Origin of the sequence: Prevotella sp. 10(H) (assembly GCF_000711235.1) — a bacterium.
Taxonomy (GTDB): Bacteria; Bacteroidota; Bacteroidia; order Bacteroidales; family Dysgonomonadaceae; genus Dysgonomonas.
This window is the reverse complement of sequence record NZ_JOMI01000005.1, coordinates 1-20,200: the sequence shown is the minus strand read 5'-3', so window position 1 is coordinate 20,200 and position 20,200 is coordinate 1. Positions and strand designations below refer to the sequence as shown.

Below are 20,200 nucleotides of genomic sequence, written 5' to 3'. Positions count from 1 at the left end.
CACCATACATCACCCGCGGAATGCCCTTTGTGGATATATATAATATTTTATTACAGGCGATGATTGCAGGCTGTTTTCCTGAATTTCGGGGTTTTGCATAATAATTTTCTATTTTATTACTGATACTTTTTTATAGAGAATCCCTTTGTTATTTGAGATTATGATGTTCTGCTTCTTCCCTACGTTTATTTAATTCTTCAGTCACTTCTTGCACTTTCTTTTCAGATAACGGATAAATAGACATGCCTATAAAAGCTAATAAACAACAAATGGCAGGCAGTAAGCTTATCATAAAACGTTCGCCAAAAATAGTATCCGCGCTCTGCATAGCCACATCAGGATTATATTTAAATATCGATAAAATCCATCCTGTAAGAGCTGCACCTACAGCCCATCCCAATTTCTGGGACATGGATGAAGAAGAAAATATTAATCCCGAAGCTCTTCTGTTAGTTTTTAACTCCTGATAGTCTACAATATCGGCAAACATGCTCCATAATAGAGGTAATACATAGCCTGCACAAAGCGAAATCACAACCTGTAGCAATAATATCCATTCAAGGTTATTAGGTATAAAAAAGAATATGGTGCTCAATATGCCTGCTATTGCCATAGCAATCATATATGTCTTTTTCTTCCCGTAACGAGCCGATAACATTGGTGCAAAAATAACGCCTATAAGATTAGCAGCCTGCCCTATTAAAAAATAGATAGTCGTCATATCCCAACCTGTATATGGCATTTTATAATGAAACTGTACATAGTCACGAAAATAATAAATCGCAACTCCATCGCGCACAGCATTGAATAAGAGTGCTGCCAGACCTGTTGCTACCAAAATCCACCATGGAGCGTTATTTAGTAGGTTTTTCAAATCATGTTTTATAGATATGTCCTTCTCTTCATTAACAGGTTGAACTCGTTCCCGTGTCCATTTGAAACAAAAAATGAAAAGAATAGTACAAAGGATGCCTATGGAAGCAACACTTAGGGTCCATCCTATAGGCGAAGTACTTATAGTGGATTCGTTAGCACTTCCTATTATTTTTTGTAATTGATCTGTTGTTTGAGTATCAAAGATATTCGAAAAAATATCTACCAATGGTTGTAAGAGCATGAATGTTATAAAACTACCAATGAAAGCAAACGACATACGGTATGATGACAATATATTCCGTTCTTGCGGTTTGGATGACATCACCCCTAATAGCGAAGCATACGGAACATTGATAAGGGAATATACAATCATCATCAGCGAATAAGTGACATATGCATATATTAGTTTGCCGGTAGCTGCAAAGTCGGGCACAAAAAATGTCATTATACCCATGACAGAAAAAGGAATGGCAAACCACAACAAGTAAGGTCGGTAACGTCCCCAACGGGTTTTAGTTCTATCTGCCATGATACCTACAAAGATGTCGAAAAATGAATCCCATACACGTGCTACAAGAAACATAGTTCCTGCCGCTGCGGCAGTTATACCAAATACATCGGTATAAAAAAAGAGGGCATACATCCCGAAAATTTTCCAGAACATGGAAGATGCCATATCGCCAAATCCGTAACCAACTTTCTCTTTCAGGGTTATTTTTTGTGCTTTCATAAAGTATTATTTAAAGATTCTGACCAATGATATTATCTTTTTTCAGATAGGTATTTCTTATTTTTATCAATTAGGTTTATGATGTTTTCAACAGACTTGAAAGAGCGAAAACCATCTGATGGCGTATTAATACAATAATCGATAAGTCTATCTGTACTTGACAAAGCCACATGCATGCGGGTATCCGAAGATGCATAATATATGAATACTGTTCCATCCGGATCGAAAATCCAACCGTTAGAAAATAACACATTCGACACATCACCTACGCGCTCCATGCCTTCCGGAGCCATAAAATATCCTGCGGGTTGTGCTATTACTTTTGTCGGATCTTCTAACGATGTCATGTACATATATAATACGTAACGTAAGCCTGCAGCACAATAGCGTACTCCATGAGCCAAATGTAACCAACCTTTATCGGTTTTTATAGGATGTGGTCCTTCTCCTATTTTTGCCTCGCTGATAGTATGATACACTCTATGCTGTATCATTTTTTCTTCTTTTATTACAGCATGTGTAATATCATCAATTTCGGCCCATCCAATACCACCTCCATTTCCTGCTTCTATAAAACTATCTTGTGGACGAGTATAAAGAATATATTTGCCATTTACAAATTCAGGATGTAAAGCTACATTTCGCTGTTGTGATTGACTTTCCAAATCGGGCAACCGTTCCCAATTCTTCATGTTTTTTGTCCTGACAATACCGGCTGCAGCTATTGCTGACGACTGATTGCCCTTTGGAGCATTAGAATCTTTCCGTTCGGAACAGAATATACCATAAATCCAACCATCTTCATGTGCCGTCAGGCGCATATCATATATGTTGGTATCAGGATTATCTGTTTCTGGTATTATTACCGGATATTCCCAAAATCGGAAATTATCTATTCCATTAGAACTTTCGGCTATGGCAAAATATGATTTTCGGTCATATCCTTCTACGCGTGGCATCAATATATATTTACCGTTCCACTTTATAGCTCCCGAGTTCATTACGGCATTCACTCCAATTCGTTCCAGCATATGCTTATTGTTATTCTTATTGAAATCATATCGCCACGACAATGGAATGTGCTCATTCGTAAGAACAGGGTATTTGTAACGCTCAAATATACCATTATTTTCAATGCTTTCATTTTTGCGTGTTAGCAATTCTTCTTGTTTTGCTAAAAGAGAGTCTAATCTTTTATCCATCATTTTTCTATTTTTTCCAATATTAAAACCCAGTCTTTTCCTGCATATGCAGGTTCTGCCCTAAATGTTCCTTCTGCTTTTGTTTCTTTTATAATTGTAAAATCTCCATTTTGCGGATCAAACCACCTTATTTTTAAATAATCACTGTCAAATAATTTGTCAAGTTTTACATCGATAGGCGTTCCATTTGGCAGATAAATGAATGCATAGTGGTTACCACGAGTAGCCACAGCCATATCATTGTCATCTTGTTGTGGTGTTATTATTATAGATTGATCGGGTACCCGGCTAAAAAAATCGTATGAAGTAAGCAATGTCCGTGCATAGATAAGGTCGTAAGAGCCCGGTTTATCTAATGAGTTATACCAATAGTTGCGGGCACCGATTACAGATTCTTCTTCAGGAGAATAAAATTGCCAGATATCGTTACATCCATAAGTATACCCGAAGGCTCCGCTAAACAATGACCAATACAATGATTTGCGTATGTCATGATCATCGAAACGTCCTTTGTCAACATCGAAATACTTTGGAATATCTTCGTAACGAGGCTCGGCATCCATACATGGTTTTACTGGTACTCTATTGTAATCAGTAATAATAAGACGTCTTACTATTTCATACGAAACCTGTGCGTGACCGGTCTGACAAATATTAAAATCAAGCCAGTTGCAATCATGAAACCATTGTGATGAAGAAGCCTCGCCGGAAGGATGAAAGGTCATCAGATGATTACTATCTTCTTTCTTTATAGCTTTTCCCATAACGTCCCAAATCTTATAATTATCTCCTCCGCCAAGTCTGTCGCCTCCATTCATCCAAATAATATTCGGAAAATTCTTATAGCGTTTACCAAGAAATTCGCCATAGATAGCTGCATTCTTTTCATTAAAAATAACGGGGCCAGTTCCCCATTGCTTATCAACTTTATCTCCCCATGTCGGTAACAAACCTATATATATGCCTTTAGATTCGGCCATTTGAACAACTTCATCCACCCACTCAAAATATTTTTTATTTGGCTGAGTCGGGTCATTTGCTATAAGTGGGCAGTCTCCATTCCGATTAGGTGTATTTAATCCGTTAAGTTCTGCCAATATTACTGCTTGTATAACCGTAAAACCTTTAGCCCTTCTGTTTTCCAGATATAGTTCTACTTCATCTTTATTCAGCCTGTGAAAAAGCTCCCAGGCTGTATCTCCCAAGTAAAAGAAAGGGGTTCCATCCTCATGCATCAGAAAACGTTGATTATCTGATACAATAAGCTTACCATGATTAAAATCAACAGATTTTCCTATCCATAATGATTCCTGTCCCACAACAAGCAAAGAAGGTATAATTATGTATAAGGCAGATAATAAGAACTTTTTCATGAACATATTTGATGAAATCAGTTTCTATTTTGTATAAAGATATTTTTCTAATACTTTCATTTGCGGCTTATCCTTTGTGTAATTCTCAGTTGGTTTGACAGCCATACATTCGTCTTCTGGCCACCATGGACCAGCGGCCCAATAAGCACCGTTTATACCTTTTTGTTGGAGATACTCTAAAAATTTATCGAGGCACACTTTCCAGCGATCATCTTTTGCAGGTATTCCATATTCTCCTATAAAACCTCTGAAATTGTTTTCCTCCAGCCATTTCACAAAAGGCTGTACACGTTCTATGCCGATGTAAGGATTTGCCATCTCTTCGTCATAAGAATATTTGTAGCTTCCTGACGCATCTTTATCAAAATAAACATGGGCTTCGAATATAAGATTGTTAGAAGGATCGTAAAGGTTTTTTAAATTATCGCTAAATTCGAGCCAACGTTCTGCAGAACTCCAACTGTCGCCACTAACTATTATAGGAGTTTTTGTATCAATTTTTCTTATTTGGATGATGCACGCTTGAGCTATTTTAGCCCATGATGTGGAGTCCAACAAATCGTGAGGTTCATTCATTAAAGCATATCCATAAATATTCTTATAATCTTTAAATTCGATTGCTAATCTGCGCCACAAATCAGCCAGATGCTCTATTTTTAAACCTTCATCGCCGATAATTATATTTTTTCCGTTAATATATCTTCTGCAATAGTTATGCAGATCAAGGATTACTTGGATATTTCGTTTTTCAGCTTCTTTTACAACTGTTTTCAGCATAGAAAGATCATCTGTGTACAAATCACCATTTAATTTCCGTTGAATACGTTCCCACTTAAAAGGTATGCGTGCCAAGGCAAATCCTTTTTTTTTCATGTAGTCCAAATCCTGAACTGTCGGATAGGTATAGTCTTTATTAAATACCCCGGGAAAATTACTTCCAAAATCAGCGCCAGCCAGATTTAGTGCGAACGGATAAATATTTTTTCCCCCCTCTGCTTTTTGAGCTAAGACAGACGATACTGCAATTGCAGAAATAAATAATGTCGATAAAATTTTATTCATAATAAGTCGTATATTTTTGTTTTTAGTTGATATTTATTTAATAAATGGATTACCTTCTTTGTTCCAGCAGTTTGTAATTACCGGCTGATCTATATTTACCTCAACAGTTTTGGATTCCATGGGATTGAGCCAAAAGAAGTTTTGCGAAACTGAAAGATTTGATTCATATCCCGGACATATTATATTTACTCCAACGGCAGGATACGTACCTGTGTTGGTTATAACCAAACTATTTCCTGTTCGCTTTGTTTCCAAAGTCGTTCTCGGAAGGTTGTACAAACTCCCTTTTCTGACTTCAAAATTCATGAAATAGAAAGTACGGAAAAGCGTTTTTGTTTCGGAAACTATATCTGATACAAATAGCAAAGCCTTGGCCTTAGTTTTCTCTTTATCGAGTTTAAAGGTGCCGAGTTGGGTCACTTCTTTTTGTTTGCTTTCTCCAAAAAATGATTGCATACCTATACATTCCAGTTTTTCATTATAACAAGATATTTTTACCTCCCAATTCTTACCTTTCAAATTGAGATTATCATCAAGTAAAAATATCGGAAGATCGGCATCGTTGCCTGTCAAATTTGTTTGATTAAACAAAACTACTGCTGCCAATGGTTCAAACGAATTTTGTACAAAATAATGAAGAGGCTTAATCGCTCCATACCAATCAATACACGACCATGAAACTGCAGGGTAATTATCATTCAACTTGTAATACAAAGCTCCTGTGGACTCTGGCCAACGAGTACGCGCGCGTTCCAGAGTGTGCCTTACGGCTACTACCTGAGCCAATTGTGAACCTGCGATGAAATAATCCATATTATCATCAGGCATAAAATAACCTGAATATTGCTTCAACTTATCCATTTCGCCTACTTGCCCGAAAATTGGCATATGATGTAAAAAATTACTGTTTTTTATTGGAGGCCATATATTTTGTTCTTCCTTCCCTATATACCTAATCACGCTTTCTTTCTGTGGTAAAGATGCTATTCCAAATTCGCCCCAAAAAAGGGAAGTCATATTCAGATTATGATTCAAATGGGCATCATCCCACCAGCAATTATAATTATGATCACTGCCTCCCCATGCTTCTCCTCTATGAAATGGACGCGTACCATCAAGTTCGATGCTGTAACGTCCCATCATATCTATTGCCTTACCAAAAGGGTTGGATGATTCATTACCTCCTCCATACATCACCAGCGAAGGGTGATTGCGTATTCTTAATATATTATGACGAACAGTCTCTTCAAGCATATCATATGGCTGGGTGTTATGTGAATCCCATGCTGTCGGCCACTCTTGTATAATCATTATACCATAACGATCACATAAATCGTAAAAATCATCTGTTTCAGGAATACCACCTCCCCATGCACGTAACATTTGTATATGTTGCTGTTTGGCTACAGATAAGAAGCGATCATAACGTTGCTTGGAAAAATTCATTAGCGGATCCATTGTGCACCATCCTGAACCTTTGACAAACATAGGCTTGTTGTTGATGACAAAAGTCCAGTTATATTTATCAGGAGATGGCCCTTTTGGGTGGGGAGCCATTCTTATTGTCCTTATGCCAAATGAAAGCTCCTTGTAATCAGCAGATTCTCCGTTTATAGGAACAAAAGACATCATTGCTTTATAGAGATTTTGCTTGCCTTTTCCATTAGGCCACCATAATTGAGGATCTGAAATATTAAAATCGAAATTTAATATTTTATTTTCCAGATGCGACGAAACTTTATATTCGAAAGATTGTTCTTTTCCTTCAAAATTTTCAGGAGCAATACTAAGCTTTAATATCCCATCCAATTTATCAGAATTCTTTCTCAATGTTAGGTGGAGCGACATTTTTCCATCAATAGATCGTGTGGTAATAAAAGGATTTTCTATTTCGACGGCGGCTTGATTAATAATTTTCACACTACGCCAAATGCCTAATGAAGGTATCTGAGAATAATGCCAACCATATACACAATTGAAAACAACTGTATTCTGCCATGATTTATTTGCTCCTCCGAAGAACGTTCCTTCCGGTTCAAAAACTTGGGGTATAGGCTCAAGCTTTATAATCAATGTGTTTTTTTCTTTTAATAAATTACTCACATCGAAAGAAATCTCGCCGAACATGCCTTCATGGTCTCCCAGCTTCACATTATTTAGCCATATGCTACATTTGTTGGCTATGCCTCCAAAGTGTAAAATAGGATTTTTTATTTTATCTGATATCGAAAACTCTTTTTTGTACCACCATGTCTTATAGCTTTGTTTTTCGGCAATAGAATCGTTTTGTCCAAAATATGGGTCCGGAATAATTTCTGCATTCCACAAGGCAGTATGGATGCTACCCGGAACTTTCGCCTTAACAGAATTAATCCATGTATTGTGAATCCGGTTTTTTTCATCACCACCTTCCACAAGTAACCATTCACCATCGAGAATAATATCTGAAAGACCTGACTGATGTATGATTTTTTCACTACTCATTTCAACCGAATGCCCTTTATTGTCAAATGGGTAAAACCTGGCTTTAAAACTTTCCCGATCAATGTCATCCATTGATTTTTGAGCCAAAGATGGCAATGATATCATCAATAACGCAATAACAGTATTTTTTATCCCATATCGCATAATACAAATTGTTTCAATTATTCGACTTGTTTGGTTTTAGTATATTTTTCAAGAACGGACATCTGCGGCCTGTCTTTTGTATAATTGTTTGTAGGCTGAACTGCCAGGCTATAATCTCCCCAGCGAGGGCCAGCCGACCAGTATGTTCCCGGAACTCCATTGTCACGCAGATAAGCAAGCATATTTTCCAAAACTACCTTCCATCGGTCATCATTATCCGGAATTCCATATTCGCCAAGTATGCCCACTTTTTTGTTTTTCTTAAGCCATTCTACAAATGGTTTTACCCGTTCAACTCCAGTTTGTGGAGTAACGTGATTTGCATCATACGAATTTTGATATTGTCCTGAAGCATCTTCATCAAAGTAAGTATGAGCCTGATAGATCAATTTATTGGAAGGGTCTTTCAGGTTTTTCAAATTATCACTTACCTGTGCCCAGCGGGATGCCGAACTAAAAGAATCACCACTTATTATAATAGGTGTTTCAGTATCAACGGCCCTTATTTTGTATATTACAGTTTGCGCCATTTCGTACCAACTTAATGTAGAAGGCATGTCATAAGGCTCATTCATAATATCATAAGCCCATATATTTTTATAATCTTTAAACTCCATAGCCAATTTCATCCATACATCTGCTAAATGAGCTACTGTCAGAGATGGCGTAGTACCTATTATTGTCAACGTTGCCCCTCCATCCAATGACCTTCTCGCAAAATTGTGCATATCCAATATAATAAGCATATCGCGATCTTCGGCTGCTTTTACGAAAGTTTTCATTTTATTTATATCAGGGGTGTATAAGTCACCATTAAGTACATGCTGAACACGTTCCCAACGGAAAGGGAAACGTATTAACATCAAATTCTTTTTCTTAAAATAATCAAGACATTGTGCTGTGGGATATCCATAGTTTGTACCATCAATACCGGGATAGACTTGAGCAAACTCAGCCCCGGAGAGATTAACTCCAAAATGCTCTTTAATGCCTTTGTATTCTGTGGAGGTGCCCCCTCTATCTCCACCACCTTCCGGAGGAGGAGGTGTTCTTTTGTCGTCATCACTACCACATGAGTATAAAGCATTAATAGTAAATATTAAAAATAGAATCAGTTTTTTCATCCTAATATTCTTTTTATATAAAGTCATCTTGACTTTTCGGTTTTGAATGTTTTGTTTACAAAAATCATCATAAGTCATTAGAGACCTTGTTATTTTAATCTATTGAGCAAGGTTTAGAAAGGGTACAGTTATATGTTACTATAACAGAAATATTGGTCATGAATAAATACTTAGCAATTAATTAATGAATGCAAAATATCTCATTTTTTAGTTGTGTCTTTATTAGGTATTTTATATAAAGGAGCGTTTCATTCGTTGTTTGTAATTAAAAAATTAACACTTCCTTATTTCTTTCTTTGCTAAAAAGTCAAGATAAATTCAGTTACAGATTTCTCAAAATCTGTAACTGAATTTATCTTTATTTTACGTCAAACTTTTTAGCTAAACGAAAATTACAACATGAGAGGTTTGGATTAGTCAATTCACCCGAAATATAAGCAAGGTTATATACATTATCTCCTGCAACAGGTCCTGTTCCTTCAAGATTAAATGTCGCTAAATCAAGAGTTACTGTAGTCCAACGACCAGAAGTATGGTATGCATTACCATTGGCAGCGGGGTACCATCCGGTTGTCAGGCCTGATACATTTGGTATAAACTGAGTAGATGTTCTATCTATTGCATTAGCTTCATCTATATATAATTCGAATTTAAGATAATAATTATTCGGGCTTGCCACAACATCAAGCTCCTCCGGTGTTTCTAGTCGATAAGTAAAGCCTGCAATTATATTTTTCCATGCCCAACCGCCTACATTATCAAGTTTGAAATGAGAGAAGTAAGTTCCAGGGATAAGCGGACTCGGATCGCCGGCATTACTCCCGTCCGTGGCATATGCTTTCGTGGAAGAATGGGTAAGATAATCCGACGATCTGAAATTTGTCAATTGTATACCATAATCGAAATAAGGAATTTCAACAGCATGCCCTATCACTCCCAATAATCTTTCGCTACTCATACTTAACTTCGAATTAACAACTACTCCTGTTGGAAGAATAAACTCTAATTCTGTTTCGGAGGTGGTGATTATCGTTGCGGGATTACCATTTACTAATAAAGTTCCATTTTCTGGTGTAATATTGTATAACTTAAAGTTCTCCCCATAGATCTTCACTGCATCACCAGCAGCAGCAAATTCATGAGATATGCTGGAAACTATTAAGTCTGGAAAACTGATACTGAACGGAAATGTTGTAGATCCTTTAGTTGTTTCCAATGTTATAGTATTGGTTATCTTGTCCGGCACTGTACCCGGAATAGCAACTGTAATTTCTTTCGAAATGGCATATATTTCTTTTATATCAACAGCTTGATCATTAAAGAGCAGAGACTTTACTTCGCTAAGATTTTCTCCTTGAATTACTACCATCTGGTTAAAAGTGCCTTCAATTATGCTGCCTGTTTTGTCATTCAGCAATGATACTTTAGAGATTTGTGGAGGTCCATATGAAGTTGTGCCCGGATCGTAATTGTCATTATAAGTGACTATGTCGTCACATGAGACTAGTGTAATAGCAAAGGCTAAGACAAAGTACAGATATATTGAAAGATTTTTTTTCATAATATTTCTATTAATGTAAGAAAGCGTTATTAATTCCAGCCAGGGTTATTTTCTGTTATAGAATGGTTCGTAAGGATTTCATCATCAGGTATCGGATAGAGAAGATGTTTATTTTCCCTTGATTTCACTGTGTTAATCTCATCTACACCAATAGCATTCATCACTTGCAAATATATTCCCCATCTAATCAGATCCCATCGCCTATCAGTTTCTAATGCAAATTCCATTGCACGTTCTTCAAGTACAGCCGAACGGAATTTTTCTTTAGTATTTAGGCCGCCAAGTCCTAATAACCATTTAGCAGATGCATTACTTCTGGCACGTACGTCATTAAGTGCAGCCAACGCCTGGCTATTCGGGCCAGATACCTCGTTTGATGCTTCAGCATAAATCAATACAGCGTCTGCAAATCGTAGGAAAGGAAAGATTGCATCAGTTCGTTGTAAAGCAGGGTTGGTAACATCTGCATATTTTGTAGTATATGCCAAATAATTTTCTCCGAATTCCGAAGTATAGGAACGTCCGTCATTGTATGGAGCCTGAGGCTCGCCTACATAGTTTTCATCATTATCATATCCGGTAGCTTTTATCTTGTATTCTTCATTATTAGGATAATATCCACCCCCATTCCATGACAAATTACTTTCACGTACAAAACGATGCAAAACACCCTCGGTAATACGATAGTCCTTATCTTCAAAAAGCCTGTACCAATGATGACGCATGCCCCGTGACAAACCTCCTCCACTCGGAACATATCCATTCACAATCTGTCCAGAATAAGCCATGGTAAATAATTCGCCGTTTGCCTCATCTCCTTCTTTGAATTGTACAGCAAAGAAATGTTCTCTACTATTACGTCCGGTTTTTTTCCACAATTCGCTATATGGTATCAATTGATGGTTGCCGTATGATTTATTATAAACGATATCATAAGCCAGTTCTTGGGCTTTTTCATAATATTCTTTAGAATTGAAAGATTCATACCCCTTCACTTGGTCTTTTTGAACGACAATATTTTGAGGTTCAGTATATTTTTTTACCTCTTTTCCATCTTCCATAACCAAATTGAATGCAGTTCCTCCTTTTACAGTTACTTCTCCACCTTGCATAGATGCCGAACCTATAGTTGCATAAACTTTTGCCAATAGAGTAGCTGCAGCTCCTGCACATACACGACCTTCCATGCTATTAAATTCAGTATCGGTGTTTTTGTATAGCATATCTTTTGACTTGGATAACAAGTCTATGATATGCTCATATACCTTGGCTATTGGTTGACGAGGTTGATACGGATCATTTCCCTGGTTTATTGAATATTTGAATATAGGAGAATCTCCATAGGCACGTACAACCAGGAAGTATCCGAAGGCCTGTAAAAAATACATTTCTCCCAGGATGTGCTGTTTCAGGTTGGGAGTAACATTCTCCATCCGGTTCACATATTCTATTGCTTCATTAGAGCGGTTTATCAGATCGTAAGATCTTTTCCATACAGCATCGGATTGTTTCGCAGTTCCCTGGAAGTTTCCTCCTCCCAGTTCTCCAAAGGCCCATGAAGGTCCGGTAATGTAATCCTGATCTAATTCGAGGCAACGTGGAAATTCATCATATACAAACATACGCGTAAGTCCATTATACACACCTATAGCCCACATATTAGCTCCATCATCTGTATCGGGTATCTGATTGGTTTGTATATCTGAAAAAGTCGTTTCATCCAGATCGCATGAAGTTAGTACGCTTGCTAACACCAAAAGGCAGATGATTATCTTATTTATGTAATAATTATATTTTTTCATCTTTGTGATATTTATATGTATTAAAACTCAGCTTTTAATCCCAGTGAAAAAGTCTTGCTTCCAGGATACGAGTATACATCAACTCCCCTGCGCGAAGGGTCACCTCCAAAAGCATTTACATCAGGATCGTACCAACTATAGTCTGTTATTGTAAATAAATTTGTAGCACTAGCATAAATATGGAGGCTATTAATTCCTTTCAGGAATTTTGGTTTTCTAAGGGTATAGCCTAAGTTTATGTTTTTAAGACGGACATATGAACCATCTTCCACATGTCTGTCGGAAATAAGAGATGTTCTGTTCTGCAAAGTTGTAGGTCTCGGCCATTTAGCGCCTGCAGTATTCTCAGGAGTCCATCTCGCATTATAGGCATCAACCGGGATGTTTCCTATATTAGTCATAGAAACATTCATAATGTTTCCATTAAAGATATCATTGCCTACCGATCCCTGTAAGAAGAAACTGAATGTAAAGTCGCGCCATTCGAAATTGTTCGTGATACCAAACAGATAGTCAGGATTGGTATTACCTATAATTGTCATATCAGACGAATTGATCTCACCATCCGGGACTATATCACGATATTTGATTTCACCTACTTTTGCTTTGACAATAGCTGCGCTTTCATTGGTATATTTCGGATCGGCACGTACCTCAGCTTCATTGTCATAAAATCCATCCTCTACGTATCCGAAAATAGCGCCAATAGGATTCCCGTTGCGTTGTATAAACGCATTGTCGGCACGATACCATAATCTGTTTGAATACTGATCCGCATCCAGGCCGCCAATCCTGTTTCTATTGAACGATAAGTTAGCATCAATACTCCACTTTAGAGGTGTTTTTTGTAAAATATGTGCGCCCAGTGTAAATTCAAGTCCGTCATTGAATACCCAGCCCGAATTACGGGTCATATAGTCAAATCCGGATGACGGTGGTACTTTAACTGCCTGTAGAATATCATTTGTTTTCTTATGATAATAATCTACAGTAAAGTTGATTCTGTTCTTAAGGAATGACATGTCAATACCAACGTTATATTGATCTGTTGTTTCCCATTTCAATTTTGAATTACTCACTAACTTGCTGTTAAATCCACTTTTAAGAGCTCCGTTTACAGGATATTTACTTACTCCCTGCAAAGCAAGTGTTTGGTAAGAACCGATTTGCTCATTTCCTGTTTGTCCAAAACTGAAACGGAATTTAAGATTATCGAATACATTCAGGTTTTTAATAAATTTTTCTTCCGATGCGCGCCAGGCCACAGCTCCTGATAAGAATGTTCCCCAACGTTCGTCCGGATGGAATTTACTGGTACCATCGATCCGGAAACTGGCAGTCATTATATATTTATCCATCAATACATAATTCAGACGTCCGAGATAAGACATTATTTGAGATTTTTCTTTATAAGAATATAATGGATCGGGATTCAATGCAGATCCCATATTATAATTTTCAGTTATGTCGGTAGGGAATTGGGAAGCACTCATAGATTTATCCTGTGTGCTTACGGTTTCATAAGTCATAGCGACTACAGCATTCAGATTATGAATTTTATTGAATGTATTGTTGTATGTAAGCATAGACTCTGTCGTGATATGACTTCTCTTATTATCACTAAATCCTCCTCGTCCATTTACTTTATCCACTGAACCTTCGCCGGTAGTTCGTTTATAGTATGTACTACGTTCATTATTGAATTGCGATATACCTATGTTTTGTCTGAATTTTAAGGATTTGAAAATTTCTAATTCTGCATATGCTGAAACAAATGTATTAAAGCTTGTCATTTGATTTTTGCTATCCAGTAGGTATGTACGAGGATTAGCCGATAGCCATAGTAAATCATCGCCTTGAGTATTATCTCCGTAATATTCGGTTGACGGATATATCAAAGCAGATCTTAGAACACTGAAGTCAACTGAATTTCCTTTTGCAAAGTCTGTCTTTGAGTTTGTATAATTTATATTAAGCCCAACTTCAATGATTTTATTTATACGCTGTCCTATGTTTGCTCGCAATGTATATCTTTCAAATCCCGACTTGCGGATAATTCCTTCCTGATTGAGATAGTTGCCTGAAAAAGCATACCATCCATTATCATTAGCTCCTGAAACCTGTAAATTATATTCCTGAGAAAATGCAGATTGGAACACCTCATCCTGCCAGTTTGTTCCCTCCACCCATTTACTGTTTCCAAATTCGTCGGTATACCATCCCGGATTTAGATAGTCCTCGGGTGATGGGTAGTATCTAGCAGTCAGGATATTGCCCTCGACATCCTTATTGTATTTCCATACTCCCGGACTTGGGAAATTATAATCTGAGTATGAAGCACCGTCATATTTCACTGCATTATCCATCTCTTCATTCATATATTTTGCGTAGGTATAGGCATCAAGCATATTCATCTTTTTCAGAACGCGGGATGTGCTGAAATTAGAAACAAACTCAATTTTTGGTTTACCCTTTACTCCTTTTTTCGTAGTTATTATTACAACACCATTTGCCCCCCGGTTACCATAGATTGCTGTTGCAGAAGCATCTTTTAGTACATTGATAGACTCGATGTCATGAGGGTTAATAAACGATAATGCGTTTCCACTTCCTTCCAAAGAATTGTCCTTGTTTTCAGCTGACTGAGGTGATGATGGTGGCGAAAAAGGAATTCCATCTACAATATAAAGAGGTTGCGAGGATGTCGAGAATGAGTTGACACCACGAATCTGTATGTTGATGCCTCCACCTGGAGCCCCATCATTTTGATTTACTTGCACACCAGCCATTTTACCTTGTAAGGCCTGATTGATACTAGAAGCCGGATTTCCTTTTAATAGATCATCGGCTCTCATTTGCACTACTGCTCCAGAAAGGTCACTTTTGCGCATAGTGCCATAACCGACTACCACAACTTCATTAAGAATCTGTTCGTTCTCCTCCATCGTAATATTAATTACACTTCGTCGGTTTACTTTTACCTCTTGTGTAATAAATCCTAAGTAAGATATAATTAATACCCCGTTTAGATCATCCACTGCAATAGTATAATAGCCTTCAGTATCAGTAATTGTTCCCGCTTTAGCATTCTTTACTTTTACCGTCACGCCTATCAGAGGAGTACCGCTGTTGTCAACTATTCTGCCGCTAACCGTAAATGAGTTTTGCGAAATACTTTGTGAGAGTAAATATGAAGATTTAAAATCTTCTGCTGAAATATTTCCAGAAAGCAGCCATAAGGTTAACATCAAATTAAAAGCTAAATACTTTGAGCCTATATGAAAACGGCTCCCTTTTTTTGCTTTTACGTTTTGTCTTAAATGTTTTTTTAACATAGTACTTGTTTTAAATTTGGTTCAGATTGTTCCCATTAACTTTATAAGAGTGTTTTACTTCATCAAATATTAAATAATATTAACATCCGACTTCGGCTTCTGCAGTGTCTATTTTGTATTTAGATTCAAGTAAAATATCAGTTGTGTACGTTCATTGCAGTCATTAATTATTAAAACACTTTAGTTTATATCACAAAAGTATTACTATATCGCATTTTGTCCAAATACTATATTATCCATTAGTGGTACTTTTTTGTGTTAAATGCAATCGAATATCACAAATGTGTACAATTTGAAAGTGATTTTATGATTGGAAAGCTTTTTTATGCATCCCAGTATCTAGTTAGACCTGTTGATGCTCTCTTGCGGATAATACTTTTCTGTTATAATATAATGCTAAAAAAGTATCATTATAAAAAAAAGCGACTCTCTTTATAGTTCTCTCTAAACTCTTTGGGTGTACAGTGTTTCTTTTTCTTGAAGATTCTGTTAAAATTTGATAAATTATTAAAGCCACATAGTAAGGCTATCTCAGCCACATTATGTGTTGTGTCTACAAGCATTCGGGTGGCGTGCCCTAATCTTATATTGTTTAAAGAGTCTATAAATGTTCGTCCCGTACGTTGTTTTAAAAATCGACTAAAGGCAACCTCAGTCATTCCAATCAGATCAGCTACATCTGATAGTCTGATTTCTTTATCATAGTTGTCAAGTATATAACTATAAGCCTTCTCTATTCTCCGGCTATTGTAATTATGGGAGTTATCGTTAAATGATTGACTTGATAGTACACGGGATAATGAGTCAAGGGATAAATCACACAAAATCCCCAATAATTTAAGAACCGAATGCGCTCCTTTGTATTTGCTGGACAAATCATACAAACGAGGTTTTATTTCCTGTATGGCTTCTTTTGAGAAGGTAACTCCACACTTAGCTTTTTCAAACAATTCCTTTACAGATTGGAACTGATTTTTTTGAAGCAAGTGTTCATTGAACAGATTATTGTGAAATTGTATGGTTATTTCTTTAATTTCTTGCGATTTGCAGTTGTGGTTAAACCATCCATGACGAAGGTTTTCTCCGGTAATAAGTGTTAGTTCCAAATCATCTATTTCTTCTATACTATCCCCTACAACACGCTTGGTGCCTGCTGCATTTTCTATAAAATTCAATTCAAATTCTTTATGAATATGTATAGGGAAGGTAAATTCCTTTTTTATTCGGGAAAATATCATAAAACAATCTCTTTCAGATAGGGGGGTTACTTCTCTTAAAACAGAATCCATAAAATTGGGGTTTTATTGGTTGTACAAATATTACAATAATTCCGAAATAAATCAAAGTTAAAATCCTAATCCTTTGATATATGATAAAGTTTTGTTCCAGAACTTCCTTCCAGTTGATAATTATAGCGTAATAATATAAACTTTTCATTTTGAAAATAAGTTCACCATCATCCAATACCTCATCAAATATTATAATATTGTTCTGCAAGTTCCTTTTATTCAGTAAAATCTTATCAACTTAAGGTAATGAAATTTATTTGAAGGTTTTTATGGTATCTTATGTTCTTATTCCCGGTATATTCCCTATCTGATCAATCTTACTTAAGTGGAATTACCATATTCCATGTACGAGTAAAATTCCAAGGTGAATCGCCGTCACCGGTTGCAGCAAATAGGTATGTTGGTTTTCCTTTTTCGATAAGCAGAAAAGGGCGTTCAAAATTGGCTTGGTGGGTAATTGTACCATCATTCCATTTTATCGTTCTGGAATATGCTTTTATTTTAGAAGATAGTTTCCAGTCGATACCATTATCGGATATGGCATGTATTCCGCCCCCATCTTCTCCGCATATATGCCCAAAGCGATCTTTCATTATCAGTTCGTAATATTCCCCGTTGTGCCATAAAAAAGGATCCTCAACATCATTATCTTTCTTATCATCTTCTTGGAATTTAAATATAGGACCATCCGATAAGCGTTTATATTCCCCCAAAGGGCTATCTGCTTCTGCAACACCTAATAGAAGGGGAGGAGAAGAATTATCTTGGGACGATTTATAAATCAATAAAATTTTACCCGTGTTAGGAGTTATAGCAGGAGAGGGGTTAGTCGTAATATTGTTATCCCATTTTCCCTGACGAGGTTCTATTGCCGGATGATCGGGGCGATGCCATGGCCCATTAATATCTTTCGACCAGGCTATGCCGATTCTTTTATTCATCCATGCTCTCTCAAAATAATCAGATTGCCATTCTTCACCTGCTTTTGGTATTGGAAAATCATAGGTAGTCCCAAAGTAGTATAAATAATATATATCTTCATATTTTATAATTCTCGGATTGTGAGTTACTAAACCGTCGAAATATTCAATACCTCTTTTAGGCAATGCTATATCTACAAATCTGTATGGCCCTTCAGGTTTCTCTGATACAGCATGTACAACCTCAGAGGCAGTTATCCATGCTTTAAAACCCAAGTCTTTAGGCCATCTGTCAGCAAACATATGATATTGCCCGTCATCTCCTTTAATCACTGAAGCTCCCCATATCCAATAGTCAGACATTTCAAATCCTCCGTCTTTAATTGCAGGCAATAGTTTATCTATAAATGGTTTTTCTTCTTTCGGAGTTTTTCCACACGAAAATGTCATAGACGAAATCGTGATTAGCAATACAGTAATCAGTGTGGCAGTCTTCATGAAATTCTCGCGTGATATATTCATTTCAATTTATTAAAATATTTAGTTAATAAAGTCTGTGATCATAAAAACTAAGGCCATCCATGTGTATTTTGCATTTAAGTTTTCAATTTTTTTAGTGCAGATAATTTGATGAATATATCATCTGTGCTTAAGGACACTAGCCAGTATCACAAAAGTATTATTATATGGTATATGATCCAAATACTATATTATCCATTAGTGATACTTTTTTACATTATAAATAATCAAATATACAAAAGAATATTATATATTGACGGGAATAAAAGTGTTTTTTAGGCATAAAATTCGACTTCTAACTTTTTATAATAATACTTTTTAATCACATTGGAATGATAAATAAGTATTACTATAAAAACACGTTAATCTCCAGATATCGTGATTGGTGAGAATAGTAAATGAAGACTAAAGATAGTTGTTGTACTCCGATTTTTATAGCATTGATTTACCGGTTTATGCCGATTGAACTGAATTAATATGAATAAGGTATTATTTGTATTGATAATGAGCATGTTACTCTGGAAAATTATGGAAGAATGATTGGTTGTTTTAGGAAGGTAATGGGAAATTATTGAGGGAGTATTTGGGTAATTCTCCTCGAAACCACACGCTACAATGTAAGATCAAATCATCATAAATAGACACTTCTCTCATCCTTCATTTTCATAATAGATTCCCGTTGTCTTTTAAAAAATATAGAACGGCTGAATTCATTACATTGGGTAATCAGTGTAGAATATTTTTTTAAAGACAGCATCAATCTCTTTTGAGCAGAACAGATATTGTTATTGAATATTGTGACAGGTTCTGTGGAATTCATCCATATAACAAAACATGCATTGTTATCGTTTTCCAGATGGATACAATTAGACCCAATATTTAAAGAAGATAAATAAATATTTACTTCCGAGCCCGATTTGTAATGTCCTTTTGTCGCAAGAGATTCCAATTCATTGACAACCTGCAACAACTCTTCTTGTAACACACACAATTCATCATCATCGATCATATCCCTTTCATAATAATAGTTGATTTCTTTCAGAATAGGCTTTAATATGTTTTGATCCAGAAGTAAAGTATATTTATTTATGAGTGTACCATTATAAATAATTTTTTTACTTTCCGATATGATCGATGAAGGCATTTTAAACTTCTTAAATGTTAACTCAGTAAAATATTCTTGCTGTTGGTGATACCATTTATAATATTCCATTTTAGTCAAATTCTCATATGCAGCTGTATATATATATGGTAATCTGTTGGTCGCTGCTATGATTTTAGAATTTTCATCTTTCCTTATCCTTTCCAGTAGTTGATTTACTTTGTATCTTGAACCTAAATACTGATCCAGAGATGCCAATTTAGAATCTTTCATTAATGCGGCAACTTCATTATTTTGATTCAACCTGCCTACGATTTCATCTATCGAAAAACCTATTTGCGAAGATAATATTGTAATTTCTTCGAAGGTAAATGGTATTTCATTTCTAAGCCTTCTATATACCGATTGCTTTCCCAAATTTAACAGAGACATTAAAAGTGGTATAAGCTCCTTTTCATTATTAATGAAATTGCGAATGGTTGTTATTAAAATTTCGTTTGAGATTTTCATTATTTATCTTAAACATTAATAATTGTCTCCAAGATGAGTTAAGAATATAAATATGTTTTGTAAAACAGTAAATGATTTATCTGATAATATTTTTTAATCTAAAAGGTTTCTATTACTCAATTGTTTTATAATTACAAAGAAAAAATGTTTAATAGATATAAATATGT

At 36.0% G+C, this 20,200-nt stretch carries 12 protein-coding genes; all 12 read right to left on the bottom strand.

Translation table 11 applies throughout. The features are described 5' to 3' along the window. Positions 1-148 precede the first annotated feature (148 nt). Entirely contained in the window at positions 149-1,606 is a 1,458-nt protein-coding gene (locus tag K348_RS0110820; protein ID WP_029904978.1) for an MFS transporter, read from the bottom strand. Between the two features lie 32 nt (positions 1,607-1,638). Then, positions 1,639-2,808 carry a glycosidase gene (locus K348_RS0110815; protein WP_369793893.1) on the bottom strand — a complete coding sequence of 390 codons (1,170 nt, stop codon included), beginning with the start codon at positions 2,806-2,808 and terminating at the stop codon, positions 1,639-1,641. Further along, positions 2,808-4,181, bottom strand: a complete 1,374-nt coding sequence (locus K348_RS0110810) for a glycoside hydrolase family 140 protein (protein ID WP_036930492.1) — start codon at positions 4,179-4,181, stop codon at positions 2,808-2,810. Before K348_RS0110810 ends, K348_RS0110815 begins: the two co-directional genes overlap by 1 nt. A 24-nt stretch (positions 4,182-4,205) precedes the next feature. Next, positions 4,206-5,243, bottom strand: a complete 1,038-nt coding sequence (locus K348_RS0110805; RefSeq protein ID WP_029904975.1) for a glycoside hydrolase family 5 protein — start codon at positions 5,241-5,243, stop codon at positions 4,206-4,208. A 33-nt stretch (positions 5,244-5,276) separates the two neighbouring features. Further along, positions 5,277-7,799 carry a glycoside hydrolase family 2 TIM barrel-domain containing protein gene (locus K348_RS0110800; protein WP_231496778.1) on the bottom strand — a complete coding sequence of 841 codons (2,523 nt, stop codon included), beginning with the start codon at positions 7,797-7,799 and terminating at the stop codon, positions 5,277-5,279. Positions 7,800-7,888: 89 nt separating this feature from the next. Then, positions 7,889-8,995 carry a glycoside hydrolase family 5 protein gene (locus K348_RS0110795; protein ID WP_029904973.1) on the bottom strand — a complete coding sequence of 369 codons (1,107 nt, stop codon included), beginning with the start codon at positions 8,993-8,995 and terminating at the stop codon, positions 7,889-7,891. Positions 8,996-9,353: 358 nt separating this feature from the next. Then, on the bottom strand, positions 9,354-10,556 hold the full coding sequence (locus K348_RS0110790; RefSeq protein ID WP_029904972.1) for a glycan-binding surface protein: 1,203 nt from the start codon (positions 10,554-10,556) through the stop codon (positions 9,354-9,356). Positions 10,557-10,585: 29 nt separating this feature from the next. Continuing rightward, positions 10,586-12,358: a RagB/SusD family nutrient uptake outer membrane protein gene (locus K348_RS0110785; protein ID WP_029904971.1), complete on the bottom strand. Its 1,773-nt coding sequence runs from the start codon at positions 12,356-12,358 to the stop codon at positions 10,586-10,588. A 20-nt stretch (positions 12,359-12,378) separates the two neighbouring features. Further along, a complete protein-coding gene (locus K348_RS0110780; RefSeq protein ID WP_029904970.1) occupies positions 12,379-15,606 on the bottom strand; it encodes a TonB-dependent receptor in 3,228 nt (1,075 codons plus the stop codon). 497 nt (positions 15,607-16,103) lie between these two features. Beyond that, positions 16,104-16,982, bottom strand: coding sequence for an AraC family transcriptional regulator (locus K348_RS0110775; protein ID WP_029904969.1), 879 nt, complete (start codon positions 16,980-16,982; stop codon positions 16,104-16,106). A 317-nt stretch (positions 16,983-17,299) separates the two neighbouring features. Next, positions 17,300-18,424 (bottom strand): glycoside hydrolase family protein, encoded by a 1,125-nt coding sequence (locus K348_RS0110770; protein WP_156032860.1) that lies wholly within the window; start codon positions 18,422-18,424, stop codon positions 17,300-17,302. A gap of 628 nt (positions 18,425-19,052) precedes the next feature. Then, positions 19,053-19,955: a hypothetical protein gene (locus K348_RS0110765; protein WP_029904967.1), complete on the bottom strand. Its 903-nt coding sequence runs from the start codon at positions 19,953-19,955 to the stop codon at positions 19,053-19,055. Between the last annotated feature and the right edge of the window lie 245 nt (positions 19,956-20,200).